The sequence below is a fragment of the Massilia aurea genome, from assembly GCF_024753205.1.
GTDB lineage: Bacteria > Pseudomonadota > Gammaproteobacteria > Burkholderiales > Burkholderiaceae_D > Telluria > Telluria aurea.
This window is the reverse complement of the sequence record NZ_JANUGZ010000003.1, coordinates 891,842-910,434: the sequence shown is the minus strand read 5'-3', so window position 1 is coordinate 910,434 and position 18,593 is coordinate 891,842. Positions and strand designations below refer to the sequence as shown.

The following is an 18,593-nucleotide window of genomic DNA, read 5'->3' as shown; positions in this document are numbered from 1 at the left end:
CTCAATGAGTCGCAGCACCCTGCCGTTCCCGTACAGTATCAAGCGCCATGGCGTCTCCCTGTCCAACTGCGATGATGAGCCGGTGCAGACCCCGGGCTGCATCCAGGCGCATGGCTTGCTGCTGGCGCTCAGTCCCGATGATCTGATCGTGCGCCAGGCCAGTGAAAACTGGCCGCAGCGTACCGGCCTGGCCATGGACCAGGTGCTGGACCAGCCCTTGGCCACCGTTGTCGGCCCGGATGCGGCGCAGCGCATCGTGCATGCAATGCGCACCGAAGTCCTGGAGCGCAATGCGCTGTACGTGCTCACGGCGCCGCTGCCCCATCCGCCTTGCCAGGAGGTGCCGATGGATTTTTCGGTCCACCAGGCCGACGGCGTCCTGATCGTCGAGATCGAGCCGGCCAGCCGCACCGGCGATACGGTCGTGACCGACAGTGACTATTACTCGATGGTGAAAACGACGCTGGTGCGCCTGAAGTCGGCCAGCAGCCTGAGCGCGTTCTGCGACATCGCCGCCAACGAAGTACGCCGCACGACGGGCCTGGACCGCGTGATGATCTACCGCTTCCACCGCGACGAGACGGGCGAAGTGATCGCCGACGCGCACCGCAGCGACCTCAATTCGTGGCTAGGATTGCGTTATCCGGCCAGCGACATTCCAGTGCCGGCGCGCGCTATCTTCAAGCGCATCGGCGTGCGGCCCTTGCCGGACGTGGACGGCGCGCTGATGGAAATCGTACCGCTGCTGAACCCCGTGACCGGGCGGCCCCTGGACATGACCTATTGCGCCCTGCGCGGCGCCTCCGTCATGTACACCGATTACCTGCGCAATATGGGCGTGGCCGCCACGCTGACGATGCCGATCCTGCGCGACGGCCGGCTGTGGGGCCTGATCGCGTGCCACCATTACGCGCCGATCGTGCTGCCCTATACCCTGCGCGCGGCCGCCGAATTCCTCGGCCAGGTCACGTCTCTCGAAATTGCCTCGGCCGAAGGCCGGGAGCACCTGGAATACCGGCTCAAGCTCGAGGCCGCGCACCATGCGGTACTGGGCCAGGCGCTCGCCGACGGCAACTACGCGGCGCTGACCGATGGCGCGCCCTCGCTGCTCGACGGGATCGAAGCGGGCGGCGTGGCGGTCTCGGAGAATGGTCAGTGGAGCATGGCCGGCGCCACGCCGGATGCGCAGCAGCTCACGGCGCTGGCGGCCTGGCTGACGCTGCACAGCGCGCGCCTGGCCGATGGCGGCACGGTCATTGCGCTGGACGATCTGGGCCGCGCTTATCCTGAGGGCGGCGACGCGCTTGGTTGCTGCAGCGGCTTGCTGGCGTTTCCGATCTCGCAGCGCAGCCAGGGCGACTGGGTCATCTGGTTCCGCCCCGAGCAGCTGCAGACGTATCGCTGGGGCGGCAATCCGTACGAAGCCGGCAAGGCAACCGGGGAGCACGGCGCGCGCCTGACGCCGCGCCAGAGCTTCGCCGTGTGGCAGGAAGAAGTACGGGGCCGCGCCGAACCCTGGAAGCCGGTCGAGATCGAGGCGGCCAAGAACCTGCGCCTGTTGATGCTCGACGTCGTCGTTGCCCGCGCCGAACAGCTGGCGGCGCTGAACACGGACTTGGTGCGCAGCAACGACGAACTCGACGCGTTTGCCTACGTCGCTGGCCATGATCTGAAAGAACCGCTGCGCGGCATCCACAAGTACGCCCACTTCCTGCTCGAAGAAACGAAGGCGGGCCGCCCGCTCGACGCGCAGGGCCGCGAACGCATCGACGCCATGCTGCGCCTCACGGTGCGCATGGACAGCCTGCTCGACGCGCTGCTGCACTTTTCGCGCGTCGGCCGGCTCTCGCTTGCGCGCCAGCCGATCGCGCTGGGCGACGTGGTGGCCGAAGCGACCGACATGCTGGGCGCGAGTCTGCTCGGGCGCGAAATCGACGTGCAGATTCCCCGCCCGCTGCCGACGGTTTCGTGCGACCGTATCCGCGTGCGCGAGGTGTTCGCCAACCTGATCTCCAACGCCGCCAAGTACAACGACAAGCTGCAGCGCCGGATCGAGATCGGCTACCTCGATCCGGTCGATGGCGCGGATGTCGTCTCCACGTTCTACGTGCGCGACAACGGCATCGGCATCGACACCAAGCACAGTGAGCGCGTCTTCATGATGTTCAAGCGTCTGCACACGCGCGACGCGTACGGGGGCGGCAGTGGCGCCGGCCTGGCGATCGTCAAGAAGCTCGTCGAGCAGCACAATGGCCACAGCTGGTTCACGTCCGAACTGGGCGTGGGCACCACCTTTTACTTCACGCTGATCGGCGCCGGCATGAAGCAGCCAGGCGCATGACGCCACTGGTGCGGAGCGACTTGCCGCCCATTCTGGTCGTCGACGACAGCGACGAGGATTTCGACACCGTCTCGATTGCCGCGCGGCGCGCCGGCATCGGCAACCTGCTGGTGCATGCCATGGATGCCGACGACGCCAGGCGCCAGCTGTTCGCCGTGCCTGGCGCGGACTACGCCTTCATGCTTTTGGACTGCAATCTGCCGGGTGAAGACGGCCTGACGCTGCTGGAAGAAGTGCGCCGCCATCCACAACGCCGCACGCTGCCCGTCATCGTGCTGACAGCCAGCATCAACCCGCGCGACCGCGACGCGTTCTATGCGGCCGGCGGCAACGCCTATCACGTCAAACTGGTGAACTTCGAGGACGGCCTGGCCAACCTCGAGAGCATCTTTCGCTACTGGCTGACGCACGTCGTCCTGCCAGGCGCGGACACATCATCGACTGGAAAACCCTTATGCCCGTGACTTACGACACCGATCGTCCCTGGCGCATCCTGCTGGTCGATGACAATGCGCTGGACCGCGCCGATGCCAAGGCGGCGCTGCTGGGCGGGCACGATCGCCGCTACCAGTTCGTCGAAGCGACGTCAGCGAACGAGGCGATGCACCTGTGCGCGAGTTCGGCGCCATTCGACTGCATGATTCTCGACTTTTTTCTGCCCGACGGCGACGCGCTCGACGTGCTGGCGCGCCTGCCGTGCGACGCTGACAAGATTCCGCACCTGCCCGTCGTGATCCTGACCGGCGTGGCCGGGACGGAGAGCCGCGCGTCGCTGCGCCACGGCGCCCAGGATTTCGTGGGCAAGGCCTGGCTGGGCCGCGAGAGCCTGACTTGGGCCGTCGAAAACGCCATCGAGCGGCGCAAGATCGCGCGCGAAGTCATGGCCGAACGCCACCTGATGGACAACCAGCGCCAGTACCTGTTCGAGGCCGAACGCACGGCGCGTCTGGAGAGCGAACGGGTTGCACTGCTGAAGGACGAATTTCTCGCCACGCTCAGCCACGAACTGCGCACGCCGCTGGCCGTGATCGTCGGCTGGGCCGGCGTGCTGCAACGCGGGCAGGACAACCCTGCTACGGTCAAGCGCGGCGTCGACGCCATCGCACGCAATGCCGGGCTGCAGGCCAAGCTGATCAACGACCTGCTGGACATGAACCGCATCGTGACCGGCAAGCTGATTCTCGATCTGCAGCGGGTCGACCTGAGCGCGCTGCTCGATTCGGCCGCCGAATTCTTGCGTCCGCTCGCCATCGAGAAGGGCGTCGAGATCCGGATCGACACGCATGACGGCGCGCCGCTGGAACTCGATGGCGACCCGGTCCGCCTGCAGCAGATCTTCGCCAATTTGCTGGGCAATGCGCTCAAGTTCACCCCTGGCGGCGGCGCGATCACCCTGACGGCGCGGCGCCGCGACGATGCGCAGGTCGCGGTGACGGTGCACGACAACGGCGAGGGGATTGATGCGTCATTCCTGCCGCAGTTGTTTACGCGCTTCAGCCAGGAAAACAGCAAGGCTGCGCGCGTGCATGGCGGGCTGGGGATCGGCTTGTCGATCGTCAAGCAGTTGACCGAGCTGCATAGCGGCACCGTCAGCGGCCACAGCGCCGGCGTGGGCCAGGGCGCGACATTCACGGTGATGCTGCCGCTGCGCGCCATCGAACAGGTGGGTGGCGACGCCGGCACGGTCGTGCAAGCAGAAGCGGAAGCGGATCAGCTGATGCTGATCGACCTGCGCGGCGTGAGCGTGCTGCTGGTGGACGACAACGAAGACATCCTGGAGTTGAGCCGGCGCGTGCTGGAAGAGCGGGGCGCCGCTGTCGTCACCGTGAATTCGGTCGTGGCGGCGCTCGCGCAGTTGAGCGCTGCGCGCCCGCAGGTGCTGGTCAGCGATATCAGCATGCCCAAGCTCAATGGCTACGACCTGATCCGCACGGTGCGCAATGACATGCGCCTCGACGAACACATGCTGCCGGCCGTGGCGATGTCCGCGTTTGCGCGGCCCCTGGACCAGCAGCGCGCCTTGCAGGTGGGGTATCAGGCGTACGTGATCAAGCCCTTGCAGCCGCATCTGCTGATCCGGGCGGTGGCGCGGCTGGTGGGGCTAGTGTAATGACGCCAGCTGGCGCGCGGCGCGCCAGCGCAGCCAGGCCTGCGTCTGCGCGCGCAGCACCGGATAGACGAACGTCAGGTACAGCGTCAGCGTGAAGCCAAGCAGCACGCCGGCAGTCCACATGAACGCAGGCGCGGCGCCGCGCCACAGCAATGCAGCGCAAAAGGCGAGGGGCACCGCCAGCAGCAGCGCGGCCAGTGCGCGCAGCAGGGCAGAGCGGCGCAGCAAGTGGCCGGCCATCCCGGTCACGAAAAAGGCGCACGCGCCGAGCACGAGGCAGGCCAGGGTTGCCGCCGCCTTGCCCGCGTGCGGCGTCATGGCGCCGGCCGGCAGCACGATTGCCGGCGCAACGAGCACCAGCATGCCGGCGGCAAAGCACAGCAGCCGCAGGATCGTCATGGCGATTTTTCGCGCGGCAAAGTTGACAGGGACGGTGTTCTGGCTCATACGAGATCGATTGCATTGTTCAGCCAGCACGGCAGTGTGACAAAGATAGCACACAGGCAATATTGTGGTCTTAATTACTGTCTTTGGCACACGACAGATTTGTCCTTGTTTTGCCGTGAATATGTCGTTCAGATGTAGCACGGGCCTGGTCGCACATGACAGTTGTCATCCGATAGTGATGGCAAGTGCGCCTGTCGGCATACCGGCGCGATCGCCATACTGGTTTCACACCAACCCGTGAGGAAACCATGTCCACGATCGTCGCAAAAGCGGCAGTTGCCGCAGCCGGTCTGTCCCTCTCCTGCTTGGCGCTGGGCGCCGCCACCCTGGTCCAGGACGTACGCGTCTTCGACGGCAAGGCTGTGCACGAACGGCGCTCGGTGCTGTTCGATGATACGCGCGTCGTCGATGCGGATTTTCGCGGGTCGGCCCCGGCAGGTACGCGCATCGTCCAGGGGGCCGGGCGCACGCTGCTGCCGGGCCTGATCGACGCCCACACCCACGCGTTCCGGCAATTCGACCTGCCGGTGCTGTTTGGCGTGACGACCCAGATCGACATGTTTACTGCCGTGCCGGTCATGCAGGACGCCAAACGCAGCATGGCCGCAGGCAGGCATGCGGGCCAGGCCGACCTGTTCTCGGCCGGCACCCTGGCCACCGCGCCGGGCGGCCACGGCACCCAGTTCGGCGTGCCGATCCCAACCTTGAGCAACCCGGGCGAGGCGCAGGCCTTTGTCGACGCTCGCATCGCCGAAGGCTCCGACTTCATCAAGATCGTGCTCGAAGCAGGCGGCCACGGCGCCGGCGCGATGAACTCGCTCGACATCGCGACGGCCACCGCGCTGGTCGAGGCGGCGCACCGGCGCGGCAAGCTGGCCGTTGTACACGTCAGCACCGAAAAGGACGCCCGCGCCGCGCTCGAGGCAGGCGCCGACGCGCTGGTCCATCTGTTCCTGGGCGCGGCGGCCGATGCCACTGCAGTCGACAGCCTGGCCAGGCTGGCCAAACGTAAGAATGCCTTCGTGATCCCGACCTTTACCGTGATGGAAAGCATGGCCGGCGTGCGCGGCGACGACTTGCTGGGCGATGCGGATCTGGCGGCGCTGGTCGGGCGCGAGGGCGCGACGACCCTCAAGGCGCGCTACGGCCAGCAGGCGCGTCCCCAGCTGCTGGCCATGCCGAAGGCCGTCACGGCGGCACTGGCCAGGGCGGGCGTGCCGATCCTGGCCGGCACCGATGCCGGCAATGCCGGCACGCTGTACGGCATCAGCATGCACCGCGAACTGGCTGCGCTGGTGGAGGCGGGTTTGACGCCGACCGCCGCCCTGGCCGCCGCCACGAGCGCACCAGCCGCCGCCTTCCGGCTGGGCCGGCGCGGCTGTATTGCCACAGGCTGCAAGGCCGACCTGATGCTGGTCGAGGGCGACCCGACACGCGACATCACGGCCACGCGCCGCATCGTCGAGGTGTGGAAAGACGGGCAGAGCGCGAATGCCCTGCGCGACGCCAAGCGTGAACAGGTCGCGCAAGAGCGCGGTGGATCGACGCGCCAGGGCTTGCCGGCCGATGGACGCATCAGCCAGTTCAGCGCGGCGAAACTGGCCAGTCCATTTGGCAGCGGCTGGATGCCATCGACCGACCAGTACGCTGGCGGCAAGTCAACCGTCAAGCTCGACGTGCTGCCTGCGCTGCCCGATGGGCAGGTACCGCTGGCGGTGCAGGCCAGCGTCGCCCCCGGCCTGCCGTATGCGTGGTCGAGCGTCGCCTTCATGCCCGGTGCGCAGCCGATGCAGCCGGCCGACCTGAGCGCGGCCCGGGTCTTGCGCTTCAAGGTGCGCGGTGACGGCAAAACCTATCAGGTGATGCTCATGGGCGCGGCCAATGGGCGGCCAAGCAGTGTGCCATTCGTCGCCGGCCCGGAATGGGCGGAAATCAGCCTGCCGCTGTCGGCCTTTGCCGGCATCGATCCGGCGGCGGTTGCCATGCTAGCATTCAGTGCCGGGCCACAGCCGGGCGAGTATCGCTTCGAACTCGCCGACGTGCGCCTGCTGGCGCAATGACGATCACGGAGTCACGATGACGATGACCTTCAGGCAGGTGCTGGCGCGACCGTGGATGCCGGCCGACTACGGCGCATTGCAATACACGTGGCTGCTGTCACTGGGCTACCTGTTCTGGAAGTTTTATTACGTGACGCCCGGCGTGGCCGAGGCGGTGCTGCTGGCGCTGACGATCATCCTGTTCGTGCCGCTGTACTGCGCCAGCTTCTGGCCCCGCGGCTGGCGCGTCGGCGCCTGCGTGGCAGCCACGTGCCTGATCGGCGCAGCCTGGGCGCCGTGGAATCCGGGCGCTGCCTGCTTCTTCATCTTTGCCTGTGCCATGTGCGCCCGCATTCCCGGCACGGCCCGCCCCGTGTGCGCCATGCTGGGCGTGATTGCCGTCGGCGCGGTCGTTGCCTTGCTGATCCCGCAGATGCAGATGGTGTTCCTGCTGCCGATCCTGATGGCCGGCATGCCGGTTGGCCTGTCGTGCATCATGGATGCCCGGCTGCGCACATCGCGCACGCTCTTGCTGCGCAAGCAGGAAGAGGTCGAGCACATGGCGCGCATCGCCGAGCGCGAACGCATTTCGCGCGACCTGCACGACCTGCTGGGCCACTCGCTGTCGATGATTGCGCTGAAGGCCGAACTGGCGCGCAAGCTGGCGCGGCGCGATCTGGCGGCCTGCGAGCGCGAAATCGCCGACATCGAAACCAATGCGCGCCAGGCGCTGGCCGAGGTGCGCGCCGCCGTGACGGGGTTTCGCCACAGTGGCCTGGTGCAGGCGCTGGCCAGTGCGCGCGCCAGCCTGCTGGCGGCCGACGTGATCCTCGACGAGCGCATCGAGCGCATCGACCTGGCGCCGGCGGCAGAACACGTGGTGGCGCTGGCCGTGCGCGAAGCCGTAACGAATATCGTGCGTCATGCCGGCGCGTCGCGCTGCACGCTCAGCCTCGTGCAAGAGCAGCAGGATGGGCAGACGCACGCCGTGCTGCGCGTGCTCGACGACGGCAAGCTGCGCAGCACGGATGGTCTGCAGCCAGGCAACGGCCTGGCCGGCATGCGCGAGCGCGTCGCGGCGCTGGGTGGGCGCTTGTCGCTGCAGGCCGGTGCCGGCCTGGCACTCGAACTGCACGTGCCGGCGGGAGCATCGGCATGATCCGCATCCTGATCGCCGAAGACCAGACGCTGGTGCTGGGCGCCCTCAGCGCGCTGCTGCGGCTCGAGCCTGATTTCGACGTGGTAGGCGGCGCCGCAGACGGGCGCGCAGCGCTGGCGCTGTGCGAGCACCTGGTGCCGGACATCGTGCTGACCGATATCGAGATGCCGCACATGACGGGCCTCGAACTGGCGCAGGGCCTGGTCCAGCGCAAGCTGGCGTGCCGGGTCGTGGTCGTGACCACGTTTGCGCGCAGCGGCTACCTGCGCCGCGCGATGGAAGCCGGCGTGCGCGGCTATCTGCTGAAAGACGCGCCGGTCGACGCGCTGGCGGCGGCCATTCGCGTCGTGCACGGTGGCGGCCGTGCAATCGCGCCCGAACTGGCATTGGAGAGCTGGAACAGCGGCAGCGATCCGCTGACCGAGCGCGAGCGGCAGGTGTTGCGGCTGGCAGGCGAAGGGCGCAGCAGCAGCGAGATCGCGCGCCAGGTGCACCTGTCCGAAGGCACGGTGCGCAACTATCTGTCCGAGGCGATCAGCAAGCTGGGGGCCGGGAACCGCGTCGAAGCTTACCGGTTGGCGCGGGATGCCGGCTGGTTGTAGTCGTCGGCATTGCCGCGGGGCCGGCTCAGCTGGTTCCAGGCGGGTGTTTTACCGCCGCGCCGGGGCGGCGCCGGTGGCTGCGGCACGTGCATCAGCGGATAGATGAAACTGCAATAAAGCAGGACCGTGTGGATCAGGAAGAACGTGCACAGGTAGACCATCAGCATATTGCTGCCATGCCAGATGACGATGCCGCTGGCGCCGAACGGCACCATCAGCAGCAGCGCCGCGAACGAGCGCAGCATGGCGTCGCGCCCCATGCGATGCCCCGCCATCGCCACCAGAAAGAACCCGCCCGAACCCAGCGCCACGCCCACCAGCACGATGTACGGTTCGAGCCAGTCCGGGATGCCATGCGCCGTCGAGGCCAGCAGCGCAGCCGGCAGCAGGATGGCGAACACGCCGGCCGCCATGCTCAGAAGCCGCAGCACGCGCATTTCGCGCCCGCGAAAAACGGGGCGTGCGGTACGCGTGATGGGAGTGGGTGTCATGGTACGAATGATGGGAATGGGGCCGGATGTAACGTCCGGGCGCACGGTGCGGTTGACATGGTCAGTGTCCGACGCTTTTTGAAAACAGGTTGATGACCAGCACGCCGGCGATGATCAGCGCCATGCCGGCAATCGCCGCCAGATCCAGGCTTTGCTTGAAATACAACCAGCTGACGATCGAAATGAGCACGATGCCCACGCCGGACCAGATCGCGTAGGCGATGCCGGTTGGCAGCACGCGCAGGCTGAAGGTGAGCAGGTAGAACGACAGGGCGTAGCAGCCCACCGTGATCAGGCTGGGCAGGGGACGGGTGAAGCTGTCGGAGGCTTTGAGGGCCGTGGTGCCGATCACTTCGGCAACGATGGCGAATCCGAGATAGAGGTAAGCGAGGTGCAGGGTCATGGACAATAAAAACGGCCCGTCGCCGGGCCGTGGTAATGATTACTGCTCGCGCTGCCAGGTCTGGGTGCGCCCGAACATCGGCGCGCCGATATAGCCGCGCACTTCGAGCTTGTTGCCGTTGTCGGCCAGCGTGGCCTTGCTCTTGTAGGTCTTGCCGGCGGCCGGGTCGAGGATTTCGCCGCCGGTGTAGTCGCCGCCGTCTTTTTTCAGGCCCGACAGGATCGTCATGCCGATGATCGGCTGGTCCTTGCGCGCGTCGCTGCATTTCCCGCACAGCGGATTCTGCTCTTCGGATGGCGCGCGGTACAGTTTTTCGATCTTGCCAGTCAGGACGCCGCCTTCTTCGGTGATCCGCACCAGCGCTTTTGGCTTGCCGGTCTTGTCATCGATGGTCTTCCAGGTGCCGACAGGCGAGGTGGCCTGTGCACACGCGGCGGCGGGCAGGGCGAGCATGGTGGCGGCGATCAGGCTTGCTTGGATCAGGTGGCGCATGGTGGTGTCTCCAGTGTTGTTGTAGGTACGGCGCCAGTGTAGCCTACCGCTTCGCCCGTGTGACAGGTTGACGCCCGAGGATGTCTTCCAATCGCGCAGCCCGCGGTTATGGCGCGTTGCGCACGTCTTCCGGTGTGACCTGGTGGCGCCGTTCGGCCGGGCGGGTGAGCACGCGCAGGCTCACTTCGAGCGGCACGCCGAGCGTGGCCAGTTCGCGCGCCGCAGGGCGGGCCTCGATCGACACGTCGTGCAGCACGGCGTCGATAAGGAGGGAGGTCTTGTAATCGCTTCGTCGGTCCATGGTGGGATCGTATCATGTCCACCACGCTTTAGATCGCCAGCAATTGGTGCACCGACCGGGCGCGCCTGCACCAGCAGCGCCCATTTCCTCTCCATCCTGCGTCAGCCCGGCGCATGCCGCCACAAGACCCAGAAAATGATGTTAATTCCCTACGGAATCATGTAACTTGTGCGACGTCACGGCGGCGATATGCCGCCCTTCCTGAACCCCTCAACGCAGGAGTCGCACCCCCATGCTCGACCTGGTCAACGCAGTCAACGGTATCATCTGGAGCCCCATCATGATCGCCCTGTGCCTCGGGGCGGGCTTGTATTTCTCGATACGCGGCCGCTTCCTGCAGGTGCGGCACATCCGCGAGATGCTGCGCCTGATGCGTGAAGGGAAGAGCTCGGAGCAGGGCGTGTCGTCGTTCCAGGCGCTGGCCATGACGCTGGCCGGCCGCGTCGGCACTGGCAATATCGCGGGCGTGGCCACCGCCATCACGTTTGGCGGCCCGGGCGCCGTGTTCTGGATGTGGGCCGTGGCCTTCCTGGGCGCCAGTTCGGCCTTCGTCGAGTCGACGCTGGGCCAGGTCTACAAGGAGCAGATCGGCAACCAGTACCGCGGCGGCCCGGCCTTCTACATCGAAAAAGGCCTGGGCATGAAGCGCTACGCCTGGACCTTCGCCATCGCCACGCTGTTCGCCACGGGCCTGCTGCTGCCGGGCGTGCAGGCCAATTCGATCGCCGAAGGTCTCAAGACTGCCGCCGGTATCGATCCGCTCTACACCGGCATCGGCCTGGCCGTGGTGCTGGCTGCGATCATCTTCGGCGGCGTCAAGCGTATCGCCCATTTCGCCGAGATCGTGGTGCCGTTCATGGCGGCCGCCTACATCCTCGTGGCCGTGGTGGTGGTGGCGATGAACATCGAAGCGCTGCCGGGCGTGCTGCGCCTGATCGTCAGCTCGGCCTTCGGCCTGGACGCGGGCTTTGGCGCCATGCTCGGCATGGCCATTCAGTGGGGCGTCAAGCGCGGCATCTATTCGAACGAAGCCGGGCAGGGTACCGGCCCGCACGCGTCGTCGGCGGCCGAAGTGAGCCACCCGGCCAAGCAGGGTCTGGTGCAGGGTTTTTCGGTGTACATCGACACGCTGTTCGTGTGCTCGGCCACCGCCTTCATGCTGCTGGTGACGGGTCAGTACAACGTCGAAAATACCGACGGCACGGCGCGCTTCATCGGCGTGCAGGGCGTGGCGTCGGGCCCGGGCTATGTGCAGACGGCGCTTGAGAACGTGCTGCCGGGCTTCGGCGCGCTGTTCGTTGCGATCGCGCTGCTGTTCTTCGCGTTCACGACCATCGTCGCCTACTACTACATCGCCGAGACCAATATCGCCTACATGGACCGCCATAACCGCCATCCGTGGCTGGGCGTGCTCCTCAAGCTGTGCATCGTCTCGGCCACGATCTACGGCGCTGTCAAGACCGCCGACGTGGCCTGGGGCCTGGGTGACATCGGCGTCGGCCTGATGGCCTGGCTGAACATCGTCGCGATCTTCTTGCTGCGCAAGGACGCTTTCAAGTGCCTGCGCGACTACGAAGCGCAGAAGAAGGCCGGCAAGGAACCCGAGTTCGATCCGGTTGCGCTGGGGATCAAGAATGCGCATTACTGGGAGGGGCGTGCTGCTGCGCTCAAGCTCCAAGGCGATAGTGCGCGCGACGCGGCGGCGATCAAATAGAGACGTGCGGCGTCCCGGCCATCCAGGCCCGGACGCCCGCTGGAGCGTGTGCCATCCGCCCCAGCGCCAGGAAGTCCGGATCGGCCGTAGTGCACTTTATCGAATCGACGCGTTCATGCGCCTGCTTGTCGGCATCATCGTTACGGGAGCTCTCGCTACCATGGCAATCTGTACATCTGTCTCGGCAACGACGACCGCGCCAACCTCGCCGCAATACCATGACGGCAAATACCGCAATCCGGTCGCCATGCACAAGCTGGGTGCTGGCGGCATTGCCAAGCTGTGGTGGGCTTTCCTGTTCGACAAGCCGGCCGGGACCATGCCGCAGCAGGCAGTGCCGGTGCAGAGCCTGACCCGGGCGGCCCTGCTGGCGGCGCCCGACAATACGCTGTACCGCCTCGGCCACTCGACAATGCTGATCAAGCTCGCCGGTGAGTTCTACCTGACCGACCCCGTGTTCTCGCAGCGTGCATCGCCCGTGCAGTGGTTCGGCCCGGCGCGCTTTCATGCGCCGCCCATCTCGATCGACGAACTGCCGCCCATCAAGGCGATCATCCTGTCGCACGACCATTACGATCATCTCGACTACGCGGCGATCATGGCGCTGGCGCCGAAGACGTCGGTATTTCTCACGCCGCTGGGCGTGGGCGACCGGCTGGTCGACTGGGGCATCGACCGCGCCAAAGTGCGCCAGTTCGACTGGTGGCAGGACGCCGAGATCGACGGCGTGCATTTCGTTGCCACGCCGGCTCAACACTTCTCGGGGCGCGGCCCGCACGACGGCAATTCGACGCTGTGGGCGTCATGGGTGATCCAGCACGATGACCTGCGCCTGTTCTTCAGCGGGGACACCGGTTATTTCAAGGGCTTCAAGGAGATCGGCGCCAGGTACGGGCCTTTTGACATGGCGCTGATCGAAACCGGCGCCTACGACAAGCTCTGGCCGGACATCCACATGCAGCCGGAAGAAACGCTGCAAGCCTTCGTGGACCTGAACGCAGCCTGGCTGCTGCCGATGCATAACGGGACGTTCGATCTGGGGCTGCACCGCTGGCAGGAGCCGCTCGACCGGATCGAGACGCTGGCCGATGATCAAGACATCAAGCTGACCACGCCGGAGATGGGCGAAGCACTGAGCTTGACGCAGCCGCATGCCGGCGGGCGCTGGTGGCATGGCCTCAAGTGATCACGCGCCGCAGTGCGACAGTGTTGTATCGAACCAGCCGTGAGCCTTGCAGGTGCCCTGCACCAGCGCACGCACCCGTGCCACGCGCGTCGCATACGCTGCGGGCTGCCTGACAGGATGGTACGTGTTGGGCGCCTTGATCATGGCAACCAGGCCAATGAATTCTTCTTCGCTGGTCTGTTCCAGCGACTTGCCGAGATAATTCCGGGACGCCGCTGACAAGCCCATGATCTGCCTGCCGTTGTGCGTTCCCAAATAGACATGGGTGGTGTACAGCGCCAGTTGTCGCGCCTTGGACAGCCTGGCATCGAGCACCACGGCCATCGCATCACGGCCCAGATCGATCCGTTTGCAGCATGCGAAGACGCTGCGGTACAGCGCCTGCAACGCGCCGCCAGCCCCGCCTAGGTCCGCACCTTCCAGGTAGAGGTCGCGCGCGACCGCGCCCGAGATCGTCGCAAAGCCCTGGCCGCTGGTCAGGCTCACGCCGTGGTGTACGAAGAAGGCAGGATCTTCGACGCGCAGCAGGATCTGCGTCTGCCGCGCGGACAGGGGCGCGTCAGCGATTGCAGGCATGTGCGCAGTGACAGTGTCAAAGGTGGCCCAGGCCCAGATGACGACAAGGAGCAGATAGCCCGCCACCATCGCGGGCAGGATCGACAGCCAACGGGTTCGTCGTCGCATCACACGCCTTTGACGGGCGCCTGGCCCACGGATGGTCTGCGCTGCAAACCCAGATGCACGGCGCCATGTTCGAGCAGGCGCGCCAGCGCGTAACAGCACAGCAGCACCGGCACGTAGACGACGAAGGTCCAGGTTTGCACATTGCCCATCAGCGCGCGGTACAGGCCCGCGGTGCCAAGCACGATGAACATGTGGAACAGGTATAGCTCATAACTGAGGCTTCCCATGCGCGCCAGCCATCCCAGACCACGGCGCGGCGCAGGTGGCTGCGCGTAAAAGGCAAGCAGCAGCAGGCAGGCGCCGACGCAAATCACGTACAGGTTCGACTTGAACAGATGACGGTAGACCACGTCCGACCAGCCCAATACCAGCACGAGGCACAACGCACCAGCCAGACCCATGATGCGGGCCCCTCGCTTGCCTGGCTGCCACTGGCGCGCCAGCAGTGCAGCGAGCACGCCCCAGGCCAGCGCCGCCATTCCGGGCAGGTATGCTTTTTCCCACCAGACCTCATCGCTCATCGGCACCAGCGAGCGCAGCGGTTGCAGCCCCAGCGCCAGCACGACGAGCATGCCGATCAGTACACGGCGCGGTAGCCACAGGCACAGGAGTGGAAAGCCCACGTAGAACACTTCTTCGATCGACAGCGACCACAGCACATCCCAGCCCGCCGGCGCCCAGCCAGTGCGGCCTTCGTACCAGTTAAACGTAAACGTCAGCGCCGAACCGAGCAAGCCGGCCAGCGAGTGGCGGTCGGTCTCTGGCATGAATCCCGGCACCTGGCACACGGCCAGCAGCGAGAGCAGCGTCAGGGCCAGGCCGAGCAGGGGCAAGATGCGCCGCGCGCGGGCGCGGTAGAAGCGGCGCAGGTCGACCCGTCCAATGTCGCCATCGCATTCGATGATACGCAGCGTGATCAGAAAGCCCGACAACGTGAAGAAGATGAAGACTGCTTCGTAGCCGTTGAAGCTGATGGCGTCGATCAGTCGCTTGGGCAGCCACTGGCCAAGCAGGCTTGGACCCAGCGGCAGGCGAAACGGCAAGGCCAGATGATGCACGATCACGAGCAGGATCGCCAGGCCACGCAGGCAATCGATGCCGACGTTGCGCCGCGCGGCGTGCCAGTGGGGAAGGGAAGTCGTCATGCGGTGCTTTCCAGGGTGATTGCTGCCATCGTCTACAGGGAGTGCTCCCATACCAGGCGCCAGGTTGCGCGCACCCGATATGTCGTTGCGCGCAGCAACGGCGCGTTGCCTTCGAACGTGCGCCGTTCGAGAAGGTCTTGCTGCAGCAGGTCCGAGACCGACAGTCGCAGGCGCGATCTTGCATCACGTTTCCACAGTGCGTAAAGGTCAAGCTGGCGTTTCATGCTATTTGCATCGAAGATCGATGCGCTGCTGCGGCTGACAACGCGGCTGGTGTGGGTATAGTTGCCGCCGACGTCGATGCGCCGGCTCGTGCCGCCCGCCGGTCGATCGTGGCCTTGCCTTCTAATTCGATGCCACGCACGGTCGCCCTGCCTGCATTGACCGGCGTTGCGGTCCACGACTAAAAGCCAGGGTCAGGTCTGACATTCGGACACGAACTCGACAATTGGGTAGTCGGAACCAGCTTACACCGGGCCATGCTAATGCCGGGCAAGAAGCCATTGCAAGTAGTTAGGGCTGAGGTCGTGTCCGAATGTCAGACCTGACCCCGGCTGTTTTGGTGGCATGGGTTAATGTGAGTAAGGACAAAGAAAACGCGGCCGGGGCCGCGTTTTCTTTGGGGACTGGCGGATTACGCCGCTGCCAATTTCTCCAGTTGTTCCTGCATCTTGCTGAGCGTGGCCGAGAAGTTTGCCACGCGTTCCTGCTCCTGCGCCACGACGGCGGCCGGGGCACGCGCCACAAAACTTTCGTTCGACAGCTTACCGTTGGCCCTGGCGATTTCGCCGGCCACGCGCGCGATCTCTTTCGACAGGCGCTCGCGTTCGGCGGCGACGTCGATCTCGACCTTGAGCATCAGCTTGGTGGTGCCGACAATCGACACGGCCGCTGGCGATTCCGGCAGCGCATCGACGATCTGCACTTCAGCCAGCTTGCCCAGCAGCTGGATGTACGGTGCGAACACCGCCATGTCAGCGCGCCCGGCCTCGCTCGACGGTTCGACGATCAGCGGCACGCGCAGCGACGGCGCCAGCGACATCTCGCCGCGCAGGTTGCGGGTGGCGTCCACCAGCGCCTTCAACTGCTCCATCCAGGCTTCGGCGCCTTCGTCGATCTGCGTCGCATCGGCCTGCGGATACGGTTGCAGCATGATCGTCGGCCCGGTCTTGCCGGCCAGGGGGGCGATGCTCTGCCACAGCGCTTCGGTCACGAACGGGATGATCGGATGCGCCAGGCGCAGGATCACTTCCAGCACGCGCAGTAGCGTGTGGCGCGTCGCGCGTTGCTGCGCTTCGGTGCCTTGCTGGACCTGGACTTTCGACACTTCAAGGTACCAGTCGCAGTATTCGTCCCAGACGAACTTGTAGATGCTGTTCGCGATATTGTCGAAGCGGTAGTCGGCAAAGCCCTTGGCGACATCCTGCTCGACGCGGTTCATCAGCGAGATGATCCAGCGATCGGCCTGGGATAAATCTTCAGGCAATGGGGCGCTGCAATCCTTGCCTTCCGTGTTCATCATCACGAAGCGCGTCGCGTTCCACAGCTTGTTGCAGAAGTTGCGGTAGCCTTCGGCGCGGCCCAGGTCGAAGTTGATGTTGCGGCCCAGCGACGCGTAGCTTGCCATCGTGAAGCGCACGGCGTCGGTGCCGAATGCCGGGATCCCGTCCGGGAATTCGCGGCGCGTGGCCTTGCCGATTTTCTCGGCGGCGCGCGGGTCCATCAGGCCCGTGGTGCGCTTGGCCACCAGCGTCTCGACGTCGATGCCGTCGATCAGGTCGATCGGGTCGAGCGTGTTGCCCTTCGACTTCGACATCTTCTGGCCCTGCGAGTCGCGCACCAGGCCGTGCACGTACACGGTCTCGAACGGCACCTTGCCGGTGAAGTGCGCGGTCATCATGACCATGCGCGCCACCCAGAAGAAGATGATGTCAAAGCCCGTGACCAGCACCGACGACGGCAGGAACATCTTCATATCGGGCGTTTCTTCGGGCCAGCCCATGGTCGAGAAAGGCACCAGCGCCGACGAGAACCACGTGTCGAGCACGTCGTCGTCGCGGCGCAGGGCGCCCGTGATGCCGGCAGCTGCCGCCTTGGCCTGCGCCTCGGCTTCATCGCGCGCGACGACGATCTGGCCGTCTTCGGCGAACCAGGCCGGGATGCGGTGACCCCACCACAGCTGGCGCGAGATGCACCAGTCCTGGATGTTGCCCAGCCACTGGTTGTAGGTCGTGCTCCAGTTGTCGGGCACGAACTTGATTTCGCCACTGGCGACTTTTTCCAGCGCCACGTCGGTGATCGACTTGCCTGGATTGAACGTGCCTTCCGGGGCCGGCTTGGTCATCGCGACGAACCACTGGTCGGTGAGCATCGGCTCGATCACGACGTTGGTGCGGTCGCCCCGCGGGACCATCAGCTTGTGCGGCTTGATCTGTTCCATCAGGCCAAGCGCTTCGAGGTCGGCGACGATCTGCTTGCGCGCGGCGAAGCGGTCCAGCCCCTGGTACTGGGCCGGGCCGTTTTCGTTGATCTTGGCGTCGAGCGTGAAGATGCTGATCGGCGCGAGGCCGGCGCGCTGGCCAACCGCGTAATCGTTGAAATCGTGGGCCGGCGTGATCTTCACGCAGCCGGTGCCGAATTCCTTGTCGACGTAGCTGTCGGCGATGATCGGGATTTCGCGGCCGGTCAATGGCAGCGTGAGTGTCTTGCCGTGCAAATGCAGGTAGCGCTCATCGGTCGGGTCGACCGCGACGGCGACGTCGCCCAGCATCGTTTCAGGACGCGTGGTGGCGACCGTCAGGTGCCCACTGCCGTCGGTGAGCGGGTACTGGATGTACCACATGAAGCCGTCTTCTTCCTGCGAGTCGACTTCGAGGTCGGACACGGCCGTGCCCAGCACCGGGTCCCAGTTCACCAGGCGCTTGCCACGGTAGATCAGGCCCTGCTCGTACAGGCGCACGAAGACTTCGACGACCGATTTCGAGCGCGGCTCGTCCATCGTGAAGTATTCGCGCTGCCAGTCGGGCGACGTGCCCAGGCGGCGCATCTGGCCGGTGATCGTGCTGCCCGATTTTTCTTTCCACTCCCAGACTTTTTCGAGGAACGCGTCGCGGCCCAGGTCATGGCGCGAGATCTTTTGCGCGTCCAGTTGGCGCTCGACGACGATCTGGGTGGCAATGCCGGCGTGGTCGGTGCCCGGAACCCATGCGGTGTTGTAGCCGCGCATGCGGTAGTAGCGCGTCAGGCCATCCATGATCGTCTGGTTGAACGCGTGGCCCATGTGCAGGGTGCCGGTGACGTTCGGCGGCGGCAGCTGGGTGCTGAAGGAGGGCTTGCCCTCGTCCATGGTCGCGGCAAAGTAGCCGCGCTGTTCCCACTCGGCGCGCCAGAACTGTTCAATATCGGCTGGCTCGAAAGACTTGGCTAATTCCATGATGTGGTCGTGTGTGAATTTTGCGAAAGAAACCATTATAGGTCAC

17 protein-coding genes are annotated in these 18,593 nt (G+C 65.6%); 8 read left to right on the top strand and 9 right to left on the bottom strand.

The window, feature by feature from the left end:
• Positions 1-4 precede the first annotated feature (4 nt).
• The 3 genes from NX775_RS14645 to NX775_RS14635 are packed head-to-tail and all read left to right on the top strand — an operon-like array spanning position 5 to position 4,451.
• A complete protein-coding gene (locus NX775_RS14645) occupies positions 5-2,341 on the top strand; it encodes an ATP-binding protein (protein WP_258836664.1) in 2,337 nt (778 codons plus the stop codon).
• Complete coding sequence (locus NX775_RS14640) at positions 2,338-2,805, top strand: response regulator (protein WP_183556801.1); 468 nt, start codon at positions 2,338-2,340, stop codon at positions 2,803-2,805. The genes NX775_RS14645 and NX775_RS14640 overlap by 4 nt, the downstream gene beginning before the upstream one ends.
• The gene (locus NX775_RS14635; RefSeq protein ID WP_258836663.1) at positions 2,796-4,451 is read left to right on the top strand and encodes an ATP-binding response regulator; all 1,656 of its coding nucleotides are present in this window, start codon (positions 2,796-2,798) and stop codon (positions 4,449-4,451) included. The genes NX775_RS14640 and NX775_RS14635 overlap by 10 nt, the downstream gene beginning before the upstream one ends.
• Here NX775_RS14635 and NX775_RS14630 read toward each other — a convergent pair.
• The gene (locus NX775_RS14630) at positions 4,443-4,898 is read right to left on the bottom strand and encodes a hypothetical protein (RefSeq protein WP_258836662.1); all 456 of its coding nucleotides are present in this window, start codon (positions 4,896-4,898) and stop codon (positions 4,443-4,445) included. The two genes, NX775_RS14635 and NX775_RS14630, sit on opposite strands and share 9 nt — an antisense overlap.
• A gap of 248 nt (positions 4,899-5,146) precedes the next feature.
• Between NX775_RS14630 and NX775_RS14625 the strand changes: the two genes are divergently transcribed.
• The 3 genes from NX775_RS14625 to NX775_RS14615 are packed head-to-tail and all read left to right on the top strand — an operon-like array spanning position 5,147 to position 8,698.
• Positions 5,147-6,958 carry a CIA30 family protein gene (locus NX775_RS14625; RefSeq protein ID WP_258836661.1) on the top strand — a complete coding sequence of 604 codons (1,812 nt, stop codon included), beginning with the start codon at positions 5,147-5,149 and terminating at the stop codon, positions 6,956-6,958.
• Between the two features lie 16 nt (positions 6,959-6,974).
• Entirely contained in the window at positions 6,975-8,096 is a 1,122-nt protein-coding gene (locus NX775_RS14620; RefSeq protein WP_258836660.1) for a sensor histidine kinase, read from the top strand.
• Entirely contained in the window at positions 8,093-8,698 is a 606-nt protein-coding gene (locus tag NX775_RS14615) for a response regulator transcription factor (RefSeq protein WP_258836659.1), read from the top strand. Before NX775_RS14620 ends, NX775_RS14615 begins: the two co-directional genes overlap by 4 nt.
• Here NX775_RS14615 and NX775_RS14610 read toward each other — a convergent pair.
• From NX775_RS14610 to NX775_RS14595, 4 genes are all read right to left on the bottom strand, one after another.
• Entirely contained in the window at positions 8,665-9,189 is a 525-nt protein-coding gene (locus tag NX775_RS14610) for a hypothetical protein (RefSeq protein WP_258836658.1), read from the bottom strand. The two genes, NX775_RS14615 and NX775_RS14610, sit on opposite strands and share 34 nt — an antisense overlap.
• Positions 9,190-9,250: 61 nt before the next feature.
• The gene (locus NX775_RS14605) at positions 9,251-9,592 is read right to left on the bottom strand and encodes an SMR family transporter (RefSeq protein WP_258836657.1); all 342 of its coding nucleotides are present in this window, start codon (positions 9,590-9,592) and stop codon (positions 9,251-9,253) included.
• Positions 9,593-9,631: 39 nt separating this feature from the next.
• Positions 9,632-10,084 carry a DUF2147 domain-containing protein gene (locus NX775_RS14600; RefSeq protein WP_258836656.1) on the bottom strand — a complete coding sequence of 151 codons (453 nt, stop codon included), beginning with the start codon at positions 10,082-10,084 and terminating at the stop codon, positions 9,632-9,634.
• A gap of 106 nt (positions 10,085-10,190) precedes the next feature.
• Positions 10,191-10,385, bottom strand: coding sequence for a hypothetical protein (locus NX775_RS14595; protein ID WP_183556826.1), 195 nt, complete (start codon positions 10,383-10,385; stop codon positions 10,191-10,193).
• Positions 10,386-10,617: 232 nt separating this feature from the next.
• On the opposite strand from NX775_RS14595, the gene NX775_RS14590 reads away from it, so the two are divergent.
• Positions 10,618-12,099 carry an alanine/glycine:cation symporter family protein gene (locus NX775_RS14590; protein ID WP_258836655.1) on the top strand — a complete coding sequence of 494 codons (1,482 nt, stop codon included), beginning with the start codon at positions 10,618-10,620 and terminating at the stop codon, positions 12,097-12,099.
• Positions 12,100-12,214: 115 nt separating this feature from the next.
• Entirely contained in the window at positions 12,215-13,285 is a 1,071-nt protein-coding gene (locus NX775_RS14585; protein WP_258836654.1) for an MBL fold metallo-hydrolase, read from the top strand.
• Here NX775_RS14585 and NX775_RS14580 read toward each other — a convergent pair whose 3' ends face one another.
• The 4 genes from NX775_RS14580 to NX775_RS14565 form a co-directional block, all read right to left on the bottom strand.
• Positions 13,286-13,969: a transglycosylase domain-containing protein gene (locus NX775_RS14580; RefSeq protein ID WP_258836653.1), complete on the bottom strand. Its 684-nt coding sequence runs from the start codon at positions 13,967-13,969 to the stop codon at positions 13,286-13,288. It abuts the gene before it with no gap.
• Complete coding sequence (locus NX775_RS14575; RefSeq protein ID WP_258836652.1) at positions 13,969-15,114, bottom strand: acyltransferase family protein; 1,146 nt, start codon at positions 15,112-15,114, stop codon at positions 13,969-13,971. The genes NX775_RS14580 and NX775_RS14575 overlap by 1 nt, the downstream gene beginning before the upstream one ends.
• A 32-nt stretch (positions 15,115-15,146) precedes the next feature.
• A complete protein-coding gene (locus tag NX775_RS14570) occupies positions 15,147-15,515 on the bottom strand; it encodes a hypothetical protein (protein WP_258836651.1) in 369 nt (122 codons plus the stop codon).
• A 233-nt stretch (positions 15,516-15,748) separates the two neighbouring features.
• Complete coding sequence (locus tag NX775_RS14565; RefSeq protein WP_258836650.1) at positions 15,749-18,547, bottom strand: valine--tRNA ligase; 2,799 nt, start codon at positions 18,545-18,547, stop codon at positions 15,749-15,751.
• Positions 18,548-18,593 lie beyond the last annotated feature (46 nt).

Bases quoted from the DNA above. Each gene is read 5' to 3' on its own strand.
- NX775_RS14615 (WP_258836659.1), top strand. From the start codon at position 8,093: ATGATCCGCATCCTGATCGCCGAAGACCAGACGCTGGTGCTGGGCGCC.
- NX775_RS14590 (WP_258836655.1), top strand. From the start codon at position 10,618: ATGCTCGACCTGGTCAACGCAGTCAACGGTATCATCTGGAGCCCCATC.
- NX775_RS14575 (WP_258836652.1), bottom strand. From the start codon at position 15,114: ATGACGACTTCCCTTCCCCACTGGCACGCCGCGCGGCGCAACGTCGGC.
- NX775_RS14645 (WP_258836664.1), top strand. From the start codon at position 5: ATGAGTCGCAGCACCCTGCCGTTCCCGTACAGTATCAAGCGCCATGGC.
- NX775_RS14620 (WP_258836660.1), top strand. From the start codon at position 6,975: ATGACGATGACCTTCAGGCAGGTGCTGGCGCGACCGTGGATGCCGGCC.
- NX775_RS14580 (WP_258836653.1), bottom strand. From the start codon at position 13,969: ATGCGACGACGAACCCGTTGGCTGTCGATCCTGCCCGCGATGGTGGCG.
- NX775_RS14630 (WP_258836662.1), bottom strand. From the start codon at position 4,898: ATGAGCCAGAACACCGTCCCTGTCAACTTTGCCGCGCGAAAAATCGCC.
- NX775_RS14605 (WP_258836657.1), bottom strand. From the start codon at position 9,592: ATGACCCTGCACCTCGCTTACCTCTATCTCGGATTCGCCATCGTTGCC.
- NX775_RS14595 (WP_183556826.1), bottom strand. From the start codon at position 10,385: ATGGACCGACGAAGCGATTACAAGACCTCCCTCCTTATCGACGCCGTG.
- NX775_RS14625 (WP_258836661.1), top strand. From the start codon at position 5,147: ATGTCCACGATCGTCGCAAAAGCGGCAGTTGCCGCAGCCGGTCTGTCC.
- NX775_RS14610 (WP_258836658.1), bottom strand. From the start codon at position 9,189: ATGACACCCACTCCCATCACGCGTACCGCACGCCCCGTTTTTCGCGGG.
- NX775_RS14600 (WP_258836656.1), bottom strand. From the start codon at position 10,084: ATGCGCCACCTGATCCAAGCAAGCCTGATCGCCGCCACCATGCTCGCC.
- NX775_RS14565 (WP_258836650.1), bottom strand. From the start codon at position 18,547: ATGGAATTAGCCAAGTCTTTCGAGCCAGCCGATATTGAACAGTTCTGG.
- NX775_RS14635 (WP_258836663.1), top strand. From the start codon at position 2,796: ATGCCCGTGACTTACGACACCGATCGTCCCTGGCGCATCCTGCTGGTC.
- NX775_RS14640 (WP_183556801.1), top strand. From the start codon at position 2,338: ATGACGCCACTGGTGCGGAGCGACTTGCCGCCCATTCTGGTCGTCGAC.
- NX775_RS14585 (WP_258836654.1), top strand. From the start codon at position 12,215: ATGCGCCTGCTTGTCGGCATCATCGTTACGGGAGCTCTCGCTACCATG.